We start from the raw sequence: 15,047 nt of genomic DNA on the forward strand, positions 1-15,047 counted from the left end.
GCTATACCTAGACGTCCGGAGGGGCGGTCCCTTGCGGTTGGCGCGGAACGACGAGGCACGTGGCGACGACGATCACCGAGGTATCGGCAGCGCGGACCCGTGCGACGGTCGTCGTGGTCTCCGCCGCGGCGTTTCTGGCCAGTCTCGACCTGTTCATCGTGAACATCGCCTTTCCGGACATCCGGACCGCCTTCGGCAATGCCGACCTGGGTGCCATGTCATGGGTGCTGAACGGCTACACCGTCGTGTTCGCCGCATTCCTCAACCCCGCGGGCCGGCTGGGTGACCGATACGGACATCGTCGGATCTTCCTGTGGGGTCTTGCCGTGTTCACGCTGGGGTCCACCGCCTGCGGGTTGTCGGGATCGTTCGGCCTGCTGGTTGCCTCGAGGGTCGTGCAAGCGCTCGGCGCCGCGATGCTGATGCCCAGTTCGCTTGCGCTGTTGCTGGCCGCCGTGCCTGCGGCGCGACGGGCCACCGCGGTCAGCACGTGGTCGGCGGTCGGCGCGATGGCGGCGGCGCTGGGACCACCGCTTGGCGGACTGCTCGTCGAATTCTCTTGGCGCTGGATCTTCTTCGTCAACGTGCCCCTGGGGGTGCTGGCACTGGCCGTCGGCCCCGTGGTGCTTGCCAAGACCACGACGAGCGGCACCGGGTTACCCGACCTGTTCGGGGCGCTCTGCGTCGTCGTAGGGGTAGGTGCATTGGTCTGGGCGCTGATCGAGATACCCACCCCAGAGGCGAGCACGCCGATGCTCGCCGTCGCCGTCGCCGTCGCGGTCACCGCCATGGCCGTCGCGATCTGGCGTTCGGCGCGCCATCCGGTGCCCGCGCTGGACCTCGGCGCCGTGCGGGTGCTGCCGATGTGGTCGGGTTGCCTCGCGCTGCTGGTGTTCTCGGCGGCGTTCGCGGCGATGCTGCTCGGCAGCGTGATGTTCCTGACCACGATCTGGGGGTTGGGACCAGCAGCCGCGGGACTGTGCCTCTCGCCGGGTCCGATCGTCGTGGTGCTCGTCTCGTTGACGTTGGCCGGCCGCCTGATCGGCCGGTTCGGCGTCGGGACGGTCGCTGCCGCGGGTGCCGTCACATACGCCCTCGGCGTCGTGATCTGGCTGTGCCGCATCGGGCCGGAACCCGACTACCTCGCCGACTTCCTCCCCGGCCAGCTGTTCACCGGCGCAGGCGTCGGTCTGGTGATCCCCAGTCTCTCCGCGGTGACCGGCCTCGCGCTGCCCGCGCAGCAGTGGGGAGCCGGCTCCGCACTGACCAACACGGCACGACAGCTGGGCACCGTGCTGGGCACCGCGGTGCTGACCGTGGTGTACGCGCCGGGTATCGACCTGGCCTCGATCCGGCTGGGCTGGGAGCTCATCATCGGCGGAGCAGGGACCGCCGCGCTGATCGCGGCAGCTCTGGCGATCTGCTGGCATCGGGCCGACGGTCACGTGAGTGTTAAGTCATGATGGGGCTGTTTCCGTAGCCAAACCTGCTTGTTCGTCGCGGCCGTCTGGACGCAAGCTGGTGCCGTGGGCCCAAAACTGCACGGCGAGTCCGTGACACGATGACCACCACGAAACTCGTCGCCAACGACGCTGCCCCGTCGAGGCTCCCGGCGCGCAAGCCGGCGTCCGCCGACGACTCCCTCATCGACCTGAGCCCGAAGAACCGTGGCCGGGACAAAGTGCGTCAGCGGGTGCGTTTCTGGAGCGGCTGGACGCTGCGCATCGGTGTACCGGTCCTGCTGATCGTGATCTGGCAGCTCGCCGTCAGTTGGGGTGACGTCTCCGAGGACGTGCTGCCGTCACCGACGACGATCGTCGAGGCCTACCAGTACCTCTGGGACAACGGCTCACTCCAGGCAGCCATCCCGGTGTCGTTGCGCAGAGCGGGCGAAGGCCTGTTGATCGGCGGCACCATCGGCCTGATCCTCGGAATCTTCGCCGGACTGTGGAAGATCGGCGAGGAGACCTTCGACGCCACCCTGCAGATGCTCCGGACCGTCCCGTTCATCGCCCTTGTCCCTTTGTTCGTCACTTGGTTCGGCATCGACGAGCCGTCCAAGCTGGCGCTCATCACCGCGGCGGCGCTGTTCCCGCTCTACCTCAACACCTTTCACGCCGTAAAGGGCGTCGATCAGAAGCTCATCGAAGCGGGACGGACGTTTGGGCTGTCCGGCTTTCAGATCGCGCGGCGCATCATCTTCCCGACCGCGCTGCCCGGCATCCTCACCGGCGTCCGGTTCGCGTGCTCCTTCTCACTGCTGTCGCTGGTGCTGGCCGAGCAGGTCAACTCCACGGCGGGCATCGGCTACCTGATCATCAACGCCCAGAACAACCAGCGCCCGGACATCGTGATCGCCGGCATCTGGATCTATGCGGTGCTTGGGATCCTGATCGACTTCGTCATGCGGGGCGCAGAACGCCTCGCCCTACCGTGGAGGGGCCGTGTCAGCATCGCCTGACGTCGCCGAAAACGTCGCCGAGAACGTCGCCAAAAACAACTCGGTACACGCCGACAAGTACGCGGTCCAAGCGCTGGGCGTGCGCCGGATCTTCAATGGCCGTGCCGTGCTCGATGGCGTCAACCTGCAGTTGCGAAAGGGCGACTTCGTCGCGCTGCTCGGGCCGTCCGGGACGGGCAAAACGACGTTGCTGCGGATCCTCGGGGGTCTCGACACCGCCGACGGAGGCCATGTGGTGGTTCCCCGGGTGCGCTCGACCGTCTTTCAGGAACCACGCCTGGTCCCCGCGCAGCGGGTGTGGCGCAACGTCGTCCTTGGCGCCCGCAGCCCCCGCGCCGCACGCCGAAAGGCGCTCGACGCGTTGACCGAGGTAGGAATCGAAAGGCAGGCCAAGGCCTGGCCTCGCACCCTGTCCGGTGGTGAGGCGCAGCGCGTCGCATTGGCCCGCGCGCTGGTCACCGAACCCGCCCTTCTGCTGTTGGACGAGCCGTTCGCCGCGCTGGACGCGCTGACCCGCATCAAGATGCACGACCTGCTGGCCGCGTTGTGCGCCAGGCACGAACCGGCCGTCGTGCTGGTGACACACGACGTCGACGAGGCGATCCTGCTGGCCGACCGCGTCCTGGTGCTCTCCGAGGGCTCGATCGGCCTCGACCTCCCCGTCGAGATCGAGAAGCCCCGCCACCGTGACGATCCGCGCTTCCTCGAACTGCGCGCCTCGCTGCTCGAACAACTCGGCGTCGCTCGCACCGTCGGCGGCAGCGTCGCCGACGCCTGACCTCACCCACCCACCAGACGAGGACCCCGATCTTCATGCGTTCCAACACTTTCACCGTCGCCGTGGCCGCGACGCTCGCCACCCTGATGGCCGTGGTCTCCGGGTGCGGCGGTTCGACCAGCTCGGGTGGGGGCAGCGGCTCGGGCGGCGTCACCATCAAGGTCAGCTACCAAACTGCCGACTTCCCAGCACTATTGAAGGCATCCGGGCTGTTCGAGAACCTGCCGTACCAGTACGAGGTGCCGATCATCAACGGCCCCGCCAGCCAGCTTGCCGCACTCTACGGCAAACAGATCGACGTCGGGGAAGCCGGTGACAACACCGGCGCGTTCGAGGTCGCCAACGCCGCCACCCCGTGGACCAAGGAGAGCGCGCCCATCCAGGGCTTCGCCGTGCAGTACACACCCAATGCTCCGTTCCCGTCGCCCGCCGTGTACGTGACGAAGAGCTCGGGGATCAAGACGCTGGCCGACCTCAGGGGCAAGAAGATCGGCTACAACTACGGCGGCAACATCTACGCCGGATACGTCATCGCGCTGGAGAAGGGCGGCTTCGGACCGAACGACGTTCAGGGAATTCAGTTTCCGGCCAACCAGGCCGCGGCCAACGCCTTCAACGCCGGCGATCTCGATGCCGTGGTCAGCTCGTACTACCTGGTGAAGAAGAAGGTCGATTCCGGTGACGCCATCTTGATCGGCGATCCTCAGAGCCTCGGCATCATCGGCGGTGGCGGTTGGCTCGCCAGGACGGACTCCTTGAACGATCCGGCCAAGTTCGACGCGATCAAGGACTTCTTCGGCCGGCTGCGGAGGGTCTACGAGGAGTGGATCCCGGCGCACGAGGCCGAATACGAGCAGCTGCTGGACACCGTCCTGAATCAGACGCCGGACGTCGCCAAGGTCAACTGGCAGAACAACGCGCATCTGACCTTCTACAAGATCGGCGACCCGCAGTTCCTGAAGATCCAGCAGGACATCGTCAACGCGGCCTACAAGATCGGCGGTCTCAAGAGCGACGCCGACGCCAGCATCGGGTACACCACCATCCTGGACCCCGTCACCACCGGGTGACATTCTCGCGGGGGTGCGTGAGCACTCACATCGGCACGGGCAGGCCGAGATGGCCGCGCAGCGTGGTCGATTCGTACTCCTTGCGATAGAGACCACGCCGCTGCAACTCCGGCACCAGATGGTCCACGATGAGGTCCAAGCCGTCGGGGTAGAAGTCGTGGTTGAGATTGAACCCGTCCGCGGCGCCCTCGACGAAGAACGCCTCCATCTCGTCGGCGATCTGCTCCGGCGTGCCCACCACCATACGATGGCCGCCGCCAGCGATGTGCTGGTCGAGTAGGCCACGCACCGTAAGGTTCTCGTTGCGCGCCCGTGCCAGAACAGAATTGGCGAAGCCGTAGCTGGTGGGCTTCCACGCCGGCGAATCGATCACCTCCCATGGCAATTCACGGTCCAGCTCGAGGCTGTCCACCGGAAGGCCGAGCTGTTTGGCCAGCGACACCAGCGAATCGACGCTGTCGGTGTTCAGACTCTCCAACAGGTCGCGGCGCTCCCGTGCCTCCGCCTCCGTGCTGCCGATGATCGGCCAGAGCCCGGGCAGGATGAGAACGTCGTCGGGATTGCGGCCGTAGACATCCCTGGCCCGCGACTTGACCTTCCGGGCGAAGTCCTTGCCCTGGGCGAGGTTGTGCTCGGCGCAGAACACTGCATCGGCATGCTTGGCCGCCAGATCGATTCCCTGCTCGGATGCACCAGCCTGCAGGACCACCGGATGGCCCTGCGGTGAGCGCGGCACCTGATACCAGGTCTTCACCCGGAGATGTTGGCCGGTGTAGTCGACCTCGCGGATCTTCGAGAGGTCGGTCAGCTCGCCCGAGTCCTTGTCGCCGACGAGCGCGTCGGGATCCCAGGACTCCCACAGCGCCTTGATGACCGAGATCGCTTCGTCCGCGCGGCCATAGCGGGTGTCGTAGTCGGGATGGGCATCGAGGCCGAACTGAGCGCCTGCCCTGGTCGATTGGGTGGTCACGACGTTGATCGCGGCTCGGCCGCCGGAGACCAGGTCGAGCGAGGAGGCGAGGCGGGCGATGTGGTAGGGGTGGCGGTAGGTCGAGGACACCGTGGCGACCAACCCGACGTGAGTGGTGGCACGGGCAACGGCGGTCAACACGATGAACGGATCGATCGCATTCCACGGCTTGGTGAAGTCCTGTTGCCCGAATCCGAGGGTCTCGGCCAGGAACACACCGTCGAGCAACCCCCGTTCGGCGGTTCGACCCAGGTTCTCCCACTCGTCGATGTCGACGAAGCCGAGGGGATCCTCGCGCAGGCGCCACCCACCCGGGGCGCGGCCCAGCGCATTGGCGTTGACGTTCAGATGTAATTGGCGGGTGCTCACCGTGGTCTCCTGGTCGGGTTTCAGCGAGTACTGGTCGCGGCCGTGTCGATCGTCAACGGTGGCAGGCCGTAATGCCCTCGCAGCGTGGTGGATTCGTATTCCCTGCGGAAGATTCCGCGGCGCTGCAACTCGGGCACCAGGTGATCGGCGATCTGTTCCAGGCCGGAGGGGAACACGTCGAAGTTGATGTTGAAGCCGTCGGCCGCCCGTTGGAGGAACCACACCTCGATCTCGTCGGCGACCTGTTCGGGGGTTCCGACGATGGCGTTCTGCGCATCCACCCGACGCTCCAACACGTCGCGCACCGTGAGATCGTCCCGTCGAGCCACCGAGAGCACCGCATTGGCCCTGCCGATGCTGCGGGGTCGCCAGTCCGGCGAATCGACGTAGGCCCAGGGGAGTGTCCTGTCCAGCCCCAGCAGGTCCACGGGGACGCCGAGCAAGGTGGCCAGTTCGCCGACCGCGGCCGCATCGACGGCGGCGGGCCCGTCGACCTCCGCCCGACGCGCCCTTGCCTCGGCCTCGGTGCTGCCGAGGGTGATGTTGAGGCCGGGCAGGACCAGCAACTCGTCCGGATTGCGGCCGTGAACAGCGGCCCGCGCCTTGAGGTTTCGATAGAACTCCTGGGCGGTCGGTACGGTGTTGGCGGCGCAGAACACCGCATCGGCGTGTTGGGCAGCGAGTTCGATGCCCAGCGGCGACGCTCCGGCCTGAACGATGACCGGTCGGCCCTGCACCGAGCGCGGCAGCTGGAATCGGGCGTTGAAGCCGACGTGGTCGCCGTCGAAGTCGACCGCGGGGACCAACGCGTCGTCGACGAGTCGGCCGGTCTCCGGGTCGGCGACGAGTGCGTCCGGATCCCAGGAGTCCCACAACCGCTTGACTGCGACCAGCACCTCTTCGGCACGCGCGTACCGGAAATCCCGTTCGGGCAAAGGGCCACGGCCATACAGCGCTGCCGCGGCGTCCTCCCCGGAGGTGACGATGTTGACCGCCGCGCGGCCACCGGAGGCGATGTCGAGGGTAGCGACGCGGCGGGCCACGTCCCACGGTTGGTAGAACGTCGCCGACAGCGTCGCGACCAAACCTATGTGACTGGTCGCGCGGGCCACCGCCGTTTGGAGCATGAACGGGTCGAAGGCGTGCCAGGGCTTGCTGAAGTTGGTGTCCCCCAGGTGGTCGGCCAGGAACACCGCGTCGAGCAGGCCACGCTCGGCGATCCGGCCGAGTTCCTCCCAGGAGTCGAAGTCGAGAAACCAGGTCGGCGGGTCACTCAGCCGCCAGCTGTTCACTGGCTTCGCGAGCCCGTTGCCGTTGACGTTCAAATGAAGTCGCCGTTCCGTCACCGGACCATCCTTCTGGCAAACGCACTGGCGATGAAGGGGATATTGCTACCGGAATCGTCAAGCTGAACTTCGTTGATCCCGCGCGGTAGCCGGGCCGACACTTCCTGGGTGACCGAACTTGCCGATGCCCCCGCCGCCGTGACCTACGGGTCGCCGCAGCTGCGCGAGCTGATCGACCACATCGCCGACGGAGCCATCGGACGCGATGAGCGCGACGAGCTGCCGTACGACGCAATCGAGGCCGTCAAGCAGGCCCGACTCGGCGCCATCCGCGTTCCCGCCGAGCAGGGCGGCGGTGGGGCGTCGCTGGTGGAGGTCTACAAGCTGTTCATCGAGCTCGGTGCGGCCGACTCCAACGTGGCGCACATCGTGCGCAGCCACTTCGGTGTCGTGGAGAACCTGCTGCTGAGCAGTCGACCCGAGGACGCCCGGTGGCTTCGGCGCGTTGCGGACGGCGAGCTGATCGGCTCGGCGTCCACCGAACTCAGCGCGAAGGCCGGCGCCACCGACTTCCCCTACCAGACCGCAATCAGCCGAACTCAGCATGGGTTGCGGCTCAACGGGACCAAGCACTATACCACCGGCAGCCTGTACATGGACTGGTTGATCGTGGGCGTCACCGACGTCGACGGTGACAAGGCCGAGGTGATCATCCCGACCGATCGTCCAGGGGTGATCAGAGTCAACGACTGGGACGGGTTCGGCCAACGCTTCACCGGGAGTGGCACGGTGACCTTCGACGACGTCGCGGTGGGTCCGGAGGACTACTTCGCCAAGGGCACGATTCCCCGCGACAACCTTCCCTACCGGGCAACGTTCTTCCACATCCAGCTGAGCGCGATGATCGCGGGCATTCTGCGTCGCATCGCCAGCGACGCCGTGGAGCAGGTGCGGGGCAAGAAGCGGCCGTTCTACCACGCCGTGGCCGACGTCCCGGCCGACGACCCGATCGTGCAGTACAGCGTCGGGCTGTTGCACAGCCAGGCCTTTGCCGCCGAGGCGATGGTGCTGACGGCCGGTGCCGCGCTCGCCGAGGCCTACGCAGCGCACGGAACTCCCGAGGGACCCGAGCTGTTCCTGCAGGCGACGCTGGCCAACGCCAAGGCCAAGGTCGTCATCGACGAGATCGCCAACCGTGCCGCGTCGGAACTGTTCGACGTGGGCGGGGGATCGCTGGTCCGTCGAAGCGCTCACCTCGATCGGCACTGGCGCAACATCCGGACCATCGCGGCCCACAATCCGAAGACACTCAAGGCGGTCGTGGTGGGCAACCACGCGCTCAACGGGACACCGCCGCCGAACCAGGGCTTCTTCTGAGGTTGCCTGCACGCGATTTGGCGTGCCTGACCCTAGTCGAGTCGGCCCCGCTCAACGGTTAAGTAAATCCATTCGGTTCCCGTAGAAGAACACACTGGATGCGCCGGTCTTCGCCGGGTTGGGTGTGGGAAGGCGGGCGATCGTGCCAGCCGTCGAACGAGAGAACGCCACCTGACGATGTCGAATTCCCTTTCCAATCCACGTATGTATCTGCATCGCAACGCATTCCGTGCCATTGCCGCAATCGCGGTGATCGTCGCGGTCGTGGCCAGTCTGACCGCCTGCGGAACCTCGTCCGACAGCGCCGCAAGCGGCAGCGTGGTCAAGTGGGCGGTGATCATCCCACCCAACTGGGACCCGGTGCAGACCAGCTCCCACTATCCGCAGTACTACACGAGCCTGGTGTACGAGCCGATCCTGGCGATCACCCCGGACGGAAAGCCCGCACCAGGCCTTGCCGAGAGCTGGCAATTCAACCCGGCGGGAACGGAACTCACGCTGAAACTGCGCCAGGGCAACAAGTTCACCGATGGCACGCCCGTCGACGGGGAGGCGGTCAAGGACTTCTTCAACCGTGCGCTGACGGACGGACAGTCGGCCCGCAAGGTCGACTTCGAGTCGATTCAGTCGGTGACGGCGGACTCGGAATCGACCGTGACCCTGCACCTGAAGCGCCCGGACTTCGGCATTCTGCTACGGCTCGGGCCCAAGGCAGGCCAGGTGCCGAGCCCGGCGGTGAGCCCCGAAGACCTCAAGCAGAACCCGGTCGGCGCTGGCCCGTACAAGGTGACCGAGTTCGTCGACGGCGATCACGTGTTCCTCGACAAGAATCCGGACTACTGGGACGCCGCGAACATTCACGTCGATCGGATCGAGTTCTACCCGAAACCGGCACCCGCGCAGGCGGTCGCATCGTTGACGTCGGGCCAGTACGACCTCGTCAATGCGATCGACACGGGTTCGCAGCGATCCGCCGAGGGCGTCCCAGGGGTCAAGATCTTCAGCCCGGCGGGAAACAACAACTGGTACATCAACCTGAATCTGGCGCGCGCGCCGTTCAACGATCCGCAAGTGGTGAAGGCATTCAACCTGGGCATCAACCGCGAAGAGTTCATCGCCAAGGCGGGCGACGGCATCGGCGACCCTTCCACCCAGCCCTACCGACAGGGCGAAGTCGGCTACGTCGCGGCCTTCGACAAGCTCGAGTACGACCCGGAGAAGGCCAAGACCGTTCTGGCCGCAGCGGGTTACGCGCCAGGGGCCATCGACATCACGATCCCGATCTCGCCCGACAACCAACGACAGGCCGAAGTACTCCAGTCTCAGTTACAGGCCATCGGGATCACGGCGACCATTCAGGTCATGCAGGACGACGCGATCTCCAAGTTGGCATTCACGAAGTCCAAGGAGTACCCGCTGCTGTTGTCCGGCACGCACAACTACCTCGACCCCCTGGAGACCTTCAGCCAACAGTTCTCGGCCAAGGGCAACGTCAACCTCAGCGGTCTGCAGCCCGCCGACTTCGACACGCTGCTCTACGCAGCGGCGGCGACCCCGCTCGACTCACCGAAGTACGAATCAGCCGTTGCGGCACTGGCGAATTCGTCGCTGGCCTTTGGCTCGAAGGTCTACCTGTACACGTATCACTACTCCTATCTGCAATCGACGAAGATATCCGACTTCCCGCGGACTCCTGGCAGCGTGAGCTGGAAGGGCGTCACCGTCTCGCCGGGCACCGCATGATCGACATCACCGGTAGGCAAGCGTCGCTGGGTTGGGTCCAGTTGCGAGCCAGGGCGTTACGCGTCATGACGACGATCCTGCGGTGGCTGTCGGTCCTGGTTCCGGTCTTCCTGGTCGCGACGTTCTTCACGTTCCTGTTGAGCGTGATCTCGGGGATCGATCCGGTGTTCGTCGTGCTCGGCGACAATCCGTCGGCCTCGGCAGTGGCAGACCTGACCGCGAAGTGGGGCCTCGACAGCCCGATGCTAGTCCAGTACTGGCACTGGCTATCGGGTATCTTCACCGGCGACTTCGGCGACAGCTGGGTGTCCCAGGCCCCGCTGGGCAACGTGCTGATCCGTCGTGCGCTCATCAGTCTCTGGATCGCGGTGGCGGCCCTGCTGATCGGCGTGGGGGTCGGCACCGCGCTCGGCGTCCTCGCCGTCCGGTTCCACGGGACGTGGCTGGACCGTTCGATCACGTTCTTCACGACCATCATGTCGGTGCTGCCCGCCTTCATCATGGGCATCGCCCTCATCCTGGTCTTCGCGGTCGCGCTGCCCTGGTTGCCGTCGGCCGGTTACACACCGCCCAACGTCGGACTCTGGCCGTGGCTGGCGCACATCCTGCTTCCGGCGACCGCCCTGAGCCTCGATCTGATGGCGGACGTCGCCAGGCAGCTGCGGACGGCGATCCTCGGGACGCATGACGAGAACTACCTGCTCGGTGCCAAGCTCAACGGATACTCGGGGACGCGCCAGCTGTGGGCCTACTCGATCCGCAACGGCGTCGGTCCCGCCATCACGCTCATCGGACTGAAGCTCCCGAGCCTGGTCGGCGGGGCGGTGATCACCGAGACCATCTTCGGCATCCCCGGCCTCGGCATGTACGCCGCCCAATCGGCCCTGGCCGGCGACGTGCCCGCAGTCCAGGGAGTCCTGGTCATCTGCATCATCGCCGTCGTCGGGTTCAACTTCATCGTCAACTCGTTGCTCAACGTACTTGCCCCCGCCGGGCAGAGAGGGAGCTGACTACGCCATGAAACTCGGCTACGTTCTGCGTAAACGCACCGGTCAGCTGGCGCTGGTCCTCGCCGTCGGATTCGTCGTCATCGGGTTCTTCGGCAGCGCGCTGGCGCCCTACGGGCCACTCGACGCGTCGGCAGCGCCGCTTGCGCCGCCGTCGACGTCGCACTGGTTCGGCACCGACAGCCTGGGCCGCGACATCCTCAGCCGGATCCTGGCCGGGGCAGGCATCAGCCTCCTTGGCGGCGTGCTGGTGAGCCTCGTCGCCTTCTTCGTCGGCACCATTCCCGGCATCCTCTCGGTCTACCTCGGCCGGGTGTTCGAGTGGGCGAGCCTACGCCTCATGGACACCGTGATCGCGTTGCCGTTCCTCATCGTCGCGGTGGCGGTGACCGCCCTGCTGGGGAACGGCCTGATCCCCGCGCTGGTGGTCGTCGGCGTCCTGGTCTCGCCGATCTTCTACCGAGTGGCCAGATCCGTTGCGCTCAGCTCGGTCACCGCGGATTACGTTCTCGCGGCCCGGCTTTACGGTGCGTCGACGTACTGGGTGGTGTCTCGGCACATCCTGCCCAAGTTGATCCCGGCGCTGGCCGTGACGTTCGCCAACACGGTGGCCGCCGGACTGATCGTGATCTCGTCACTGTCGTTTCTCGGCATCGGGGTGCAGCCGCCGGCTCCGACGTGGGGTGGAGTGCTGGCCGAGACGCTGGGGTACATCAGCCGTAGCCCGTTGGCCCCGGTGTTCCCGTCGGTGTTCATCATCGCCGCGGTGTGGGCCTTCCACGCGCTTGCCGACCTGCTGCGGGACGCCGAGACCGAACCGGTCCGCAGGCAAACCACTGCGGCGCTCGCGAGTTCGCCTTTGTCCATCGCCGGAAAGGGATGAGCGTGACCGAACCGTTGGTAGCCGTCGAGAACCTGTCGTTGGCGGCGGAGGCACCCATCCTCACCGACGTCAGCATCACGCTGGAGCGGGGACGGGTTCTCGGCATCGTCGGCGAATCCGGCAGCGGCAAGACCCTTCTCGTCAAGGCGATCCTCGGAGTGCTGCCGGGGGGCGTCCGCAAGACCTCCGGCACCATCGAGCTGTTCGGCGAAGACGCCGGGACGTTCGAGGCCAAGAAGTGGCGGTCCCTGTGGACGAGCCGGCTCGGCGCGGTGTTCCAGGATCCCGGCAGCTATCTCAACCCGTCCTACACCGTTCTCCAGCACTTCAACGAGTTCTACCGGGTGGCATTGAAATTGCCCCGCGGCGAGCGCCGCAACCGGGCGCTTCTCGCGCTGCAGGCGGTGAACATCAGGGACGCCGAGCAGGTGTTGACGCGGTATCGTCACGAGCTCAGTGGCGGCACGCTGCAGCGCATTCTGATCGCGCTGGCGCTGGCCCGCTCCCCAGACGTTCTGATCGCCGACGAGGCGACAACCGCGCTCGACGTCACCGTCGAGGCTGAGGTCCTCGACCTGATCTCCGATCTCAGGGACGACGGCGACATGTCGATCATCGTCGTGTCGCATGATCTGGCGGTGGTGTCGAGGCTCGCTGACGACGTCATCGTGCTGCGCAATGGGGTCGTCGTGGAAGCCGGTCCCACCCAGCGACTGCTGAGTGCACCGAAGTCGGACTATCTGCGTCTGCTGATCGACTCGCACACGAAGTACGGGATCGACCGGGTCGCAGGGCACCCGCAGGCCGCGTCGGCCGGTTAGGAGCAGCTCGTGCTGGAAGTCAAGAACGTCGACGTCTCCTATCGCAGCCGTCGGGGACGCAACGACGTTCTCACCGACGTCAGCGTGACGGTGGGAGCGGGGGAGGCGGTCGCCATCATCGGTGAATCCGGCTCCGGCAAGACCACTCTGGCCCGGGCGATCCTCGGCGTGGTGAAGCCGCGCTCCGGCGAGATCCTGTTCGAGGAGCGCGACCTGGTGGGACTGCGGGGTTCCGAGCGCACGGCGTTTCGGCGCTCCGGGCAGATCGACTACGTGTTCCAGGACACCTTGCAGAGCCTGGATCCCGCCGTCCCAGTGGGGGACTCGGTCATCGAACCCGTGTTGGTGCGGTCGAAGACCTCACGCGCCGCGGCCGTCGAGCGCGGTCGGGAGTTGTTCGATCGATTCGGGTTGAGCCAGTCGCTCGTGGACAAGCGCCCTGCCCAATTGTCGGGCGGTCAACGCCAACGGGTCGGGCTGATCCGCGCTCTGATTCAACGTCCCAAACTCTTGATCCTCGACGAGCCACTCAGCGCGCTCGATGCGGCCAACCGAGCGTCGACGATCGACCTCTTGACGGGATTGACCGGCCACGGCACCGCCTTGCTCCTGATCACGCATGACATCGGCTCGGCGGCGGCAATCACCGAACGGACGTATGTCCTATGGCGCGGCGAGATCGTCGAGGAAGCCGACACGGCCCAGCTCATTCGCGATCCCGAGCACGACTACTCGAAGCTTCTCGTCGGCTCGGCAGGAAGCCTGCTGCGCCACGGCAGCTCGAAGGAAGCACGGCAGTTGCTGCGTCGTCGTCTGGAGCTCACATGACGGGAGGTCGCACGCCGCTTTACACCATCATGCTCGGGACCGGCCAGCACAACGCGTGGAAGTTGGTCCCGTCCGGGCGGCGTTACCTCGAATCCTTCGACCACTACCTGCGGGTGGCGCAGGAATCCGAACGAGCCGGAGTGCACGGGCTGCTGCTGGCCGACGGGCTCTCGCTCGACGAGGCGCGACAGGTACCCCGCGGCTTCGAGCCGTTGACCCTGTTGGCGGGGCTGGCCGTCCACACCACCAGGATCGCACTGATCGCGACGGCATCGACGACCTTCAACGAGCCGTACAACGTTGCGCGCACAGTCAACTCGCTCGACAACCTCAGTCGCGGTCGGGTGGGCGTCAATCTGGTGACGTCGTTCACGGGCGAGGAGAACTTCGGCGGTACCCTCCCTCACCCGAAGGACCGGTACGCGCGCGCCAGGGAGTTCACCGACGTCCTTCGCCAGCTCTGGACCAGCTGGGAGCCGGACGCGGTCATCGAGGACGCCGCCTCGGGACTGTACTTCCGCCCCGACGGGGTGGTGCCCATCAATCACGTTGGCGACCACTTCTCGGTCGCAGGCCCGCTGAACGTCCCGCGGTCGCCGCAGGGAGCGCCGGCGATCGGCACCGCGGGCTCGTCGGACCTCGGGCGTCAGTTCGCGGCCGACGTGGCCAGTTTCGTCTACGCCGCCCAGCCCAGCAGGCTGCTCGCCGAGGACTATTTCAACGACCTGAGAAACCGGGCCCGGCGGGCTCGGTCCGATGGCACCAGGCCGACGGTGCTTACCGGCGTCATTCCCATCATCGGTGAAACGCGAAAGCAGGCACGGGAACTCGCCGCGCGGCTACGTCAGCCGAGTGACTTCGAGACCGGCCGTCGCCGCGTCGCGCAGTTGCTCGGAGGAGCGGATCTCAGTCGGCTGGCCCGCGCCGACACCATCGATCCGGCCGACATCCCGCCGCCAGACGACATCGTCCGTAGGCAGGGCCGCTACGAGATCTTCAAGAGCCTCGCCATCGACGAGAAGTACACGCTGGGCGAGCTCGTCGAGTTCGTCACCAACAGTTCGGGCCACTGGACGGTCATCGGAACGGTCGATGACGTCGTCGCCGAGTTCGCGGACCGGTTCGATGCCGACCTCACCGACGGTTTCAACGTCTGGCCGACGCATTATCCCGACGGTCTGGACGTCATCACGCAGCGGCTGCTGCCCGAGCTTCGGCATGCGGGCTACTTCACCCCACTTCCCAAGGAACCGCAGACGTTTCGCGACGTGTTCACGACGCAGGAACCGATCATCCTCAGCGCGAGGGCAGCGGCGTCGCGTCGCTGACGTGTGCCGCACCAAGGGTGCCACTCTTAAGTTGACGTGCCGCTATACCAGTAGCCAGGCGGCGTTGGTTCTCGACCGCGGGTTGAGGAGACTTTGCTCATGGCCCGTTCCGTCCGCGGACGCTGC

13 protein-coding genes are annotated in these 15,047 nt (G+C 66.3%); 11 read left to right on the plus strand and 2 right to left on the minus strand.

The genetic code is table 11. The features are described 5' to 3' along the window. Positions 1–59 precede the first annotated feature (59 nt). The 4 genes from ABW137_RS17985 (at position 60) to ABW137_RS18000 (ending at position 4,309) form a co-directional block, all read left to right on the plus strand. Entirely contained in the window at positions 60–1,463 is a 1,404-nt protein-coding gene (locus ABW137_RS17985; protein ID WP_526402397.1) for an MFS transporter, read from the plus strand. A gap of 98 nt (positions 1,464–1,561) precedes the next feature. After that, positions 1,562–2,461 carry an ABC transporter permease gene (locus ABW137_RS17990; RefSeq protein ID WP_526402399.1) on the plus strand — a complete coding sequence of 300 codons (900 nt, stop codon included), beginning with the start codon at positions 1,562–1,564 and terminating at the stop codon, positions 2,459–2,461. Then, complete coding sequence (locus tag ABW137_RS17995) at positions 2,445–3,239, plus strand: ABC transporter ATP-binding protein (RefSeq protein ID WP_526402401.1); 795 nt, start codon at positions 2,445–2,447, stop codon at positions 3,237–3,239. The genes ABW137_RS17990 and ABW137_RS17995 overlap by 17 nt, the downstream gene beginning before the upstream one ends. Before the next feature lie 35 nt (positions 3,240–3,274). Beyond that, a complete protein-coding gene (locus tag ABW137_RS18000) occupies positions 3,275–4,309 on the plus strand; it encodes an ABC transporter substrate-binding protein (protein ID WP_526402402.1) in 1,035 nt (344 codons plus the stop codon). Between the two features lie 25 nt (positions 4,310–4,334). Here the strand turns inward: ABW137_RS18000 and ABW137_RS18005 are convergent, their stop codons facing one another. Both ABW137_RS18005 and ABW137_RS18010 read right to left on the minus strand, forming a co-directional pair. Then, the gene (locus ABW137_RS18005; RefSeq protein ID WP_526402404.1) at positions 4,335–5,648 is read right to left on the minus strand and encodes an NtaA/DmoA family FMN-dependent monooxygenase; all 1,314 of its coding nucleotides are present in this window, start codon (positions 5,646–5,648) and stop codon (positions 4,335–4,337) included. Positions 5,649–5,668: 20 nt separating this feature from the next. Further along, positions 5,669–6,994, minus strand: a complete 1,326-nt coding sequence (locus ABW137_RS18010) for an NtaA/DmoA family FMN-dependent monooxygenase (protein WP_526402406.1) — start codon at positions 6,992–6,994, stop codon at positions 5,669–5,671. 108 nt (positions 6,995–7,102) lie between these two features. Between ABW137_RS18010 and ABW137_RS18015 the strand changes: the two genes are divergently transcribed. The 7 genes from ABW137_RS18015 (at position 7,103) to ABW137_RS18045 (ending at position 14,921) form a co-directional block, all read left to right on the plus strand. Then, positions 7,103–8,311, plus strand: a complete 1,209-nt coding sequence (locus ABW137_RS18015) for an acyl-CoA dehydrogenase family protein (RefSeq protein ID WP_526402408.1) — start codon at positions 7,103–7,105, stop codon at positions 8,309–8,311. Positions 8,312–8,515: 204 nt separating this feature from the next. Further along, positions 8,516–10,054 carry an ABC transporter substrate-binding protein gene (locus tag ABW137_RS18020; protein WP_526402410.1) on the plus strand — a complete coding sequence of 513 codons (1,539 nt, stop codon included), beginning with the start codon at positions 8,516–8,518 and terminating at the stop codon, positions 10,052–10,054. 65 nt (positions 10,055–10,119) lie between these two features. Beyond that, on the plus strand, positions 10,120–11,064 hold the full coding sequence (locus tag ABW137_RS18025) for an ABC transporter permease (RefSeq protein WP_526402412.1): 945 nt from the start codon (positions 10,120–10,122) through the stop codon (positions 11,062–11,064). A 7-nt stretch (positions 11,065–11,071) separates the two neighbouring features. Further along, entirely contained in the window at positions 11,072–11,944 is an 873-nt protein-coding gene (locus ABW137_RS18030) for an ABC transporter permease (protein ID WP_526402414.1), read from the plus strand. Positions 11,945–11,946: 2 nt separating this feature from the next. Further along, entirely contained in the window at positions 11,947–12,765 is an 819-nt protein-coding gene (locus ABW137_RS18035; RefSeq protein WP_526402416.1) for an ATP-binding cassette domain-containing protein, read from the plus strand. Between the two features lie 9 nt (positions 12,766–12,774). Further along, positions 12,775–13,593: an ATP-binding cassette domain-containing protein gene (locus tag ABW137_RS18040; protein ID WP_526402418.1), complete on the plus strand. Its 819-nt coding sequence runs from the start codon at positions 12,775–12,777 to the stop codon at positions 13,591–13,593. Then, complete coding sequence (locus ABW137_RS18045; RefSeq protein ID WP_526402420.1) at positions 13,590–14,921, plus strand: NtaA/DmoA family FMN-dependent monooxygenase; 1,332 nt, start codon at positions 13,590–13,592, stop codon at positions 14,919–14,921. The genes ABW137_RS18040 and ABW137_RS18045 overlap by 4 nt, the downstream gene beginning before the upstream one ends. Positions 14,922–15,047: the final 126 nt, after the last annotated feature.

The organism is Mycobacterium sp., from assembly GCF_040509115.1.
GTDB lineage: Bacteria > Actinomycetota > Actinomycetes > Mycobacteriales > Mycobacteriaceae > Mycobacterium.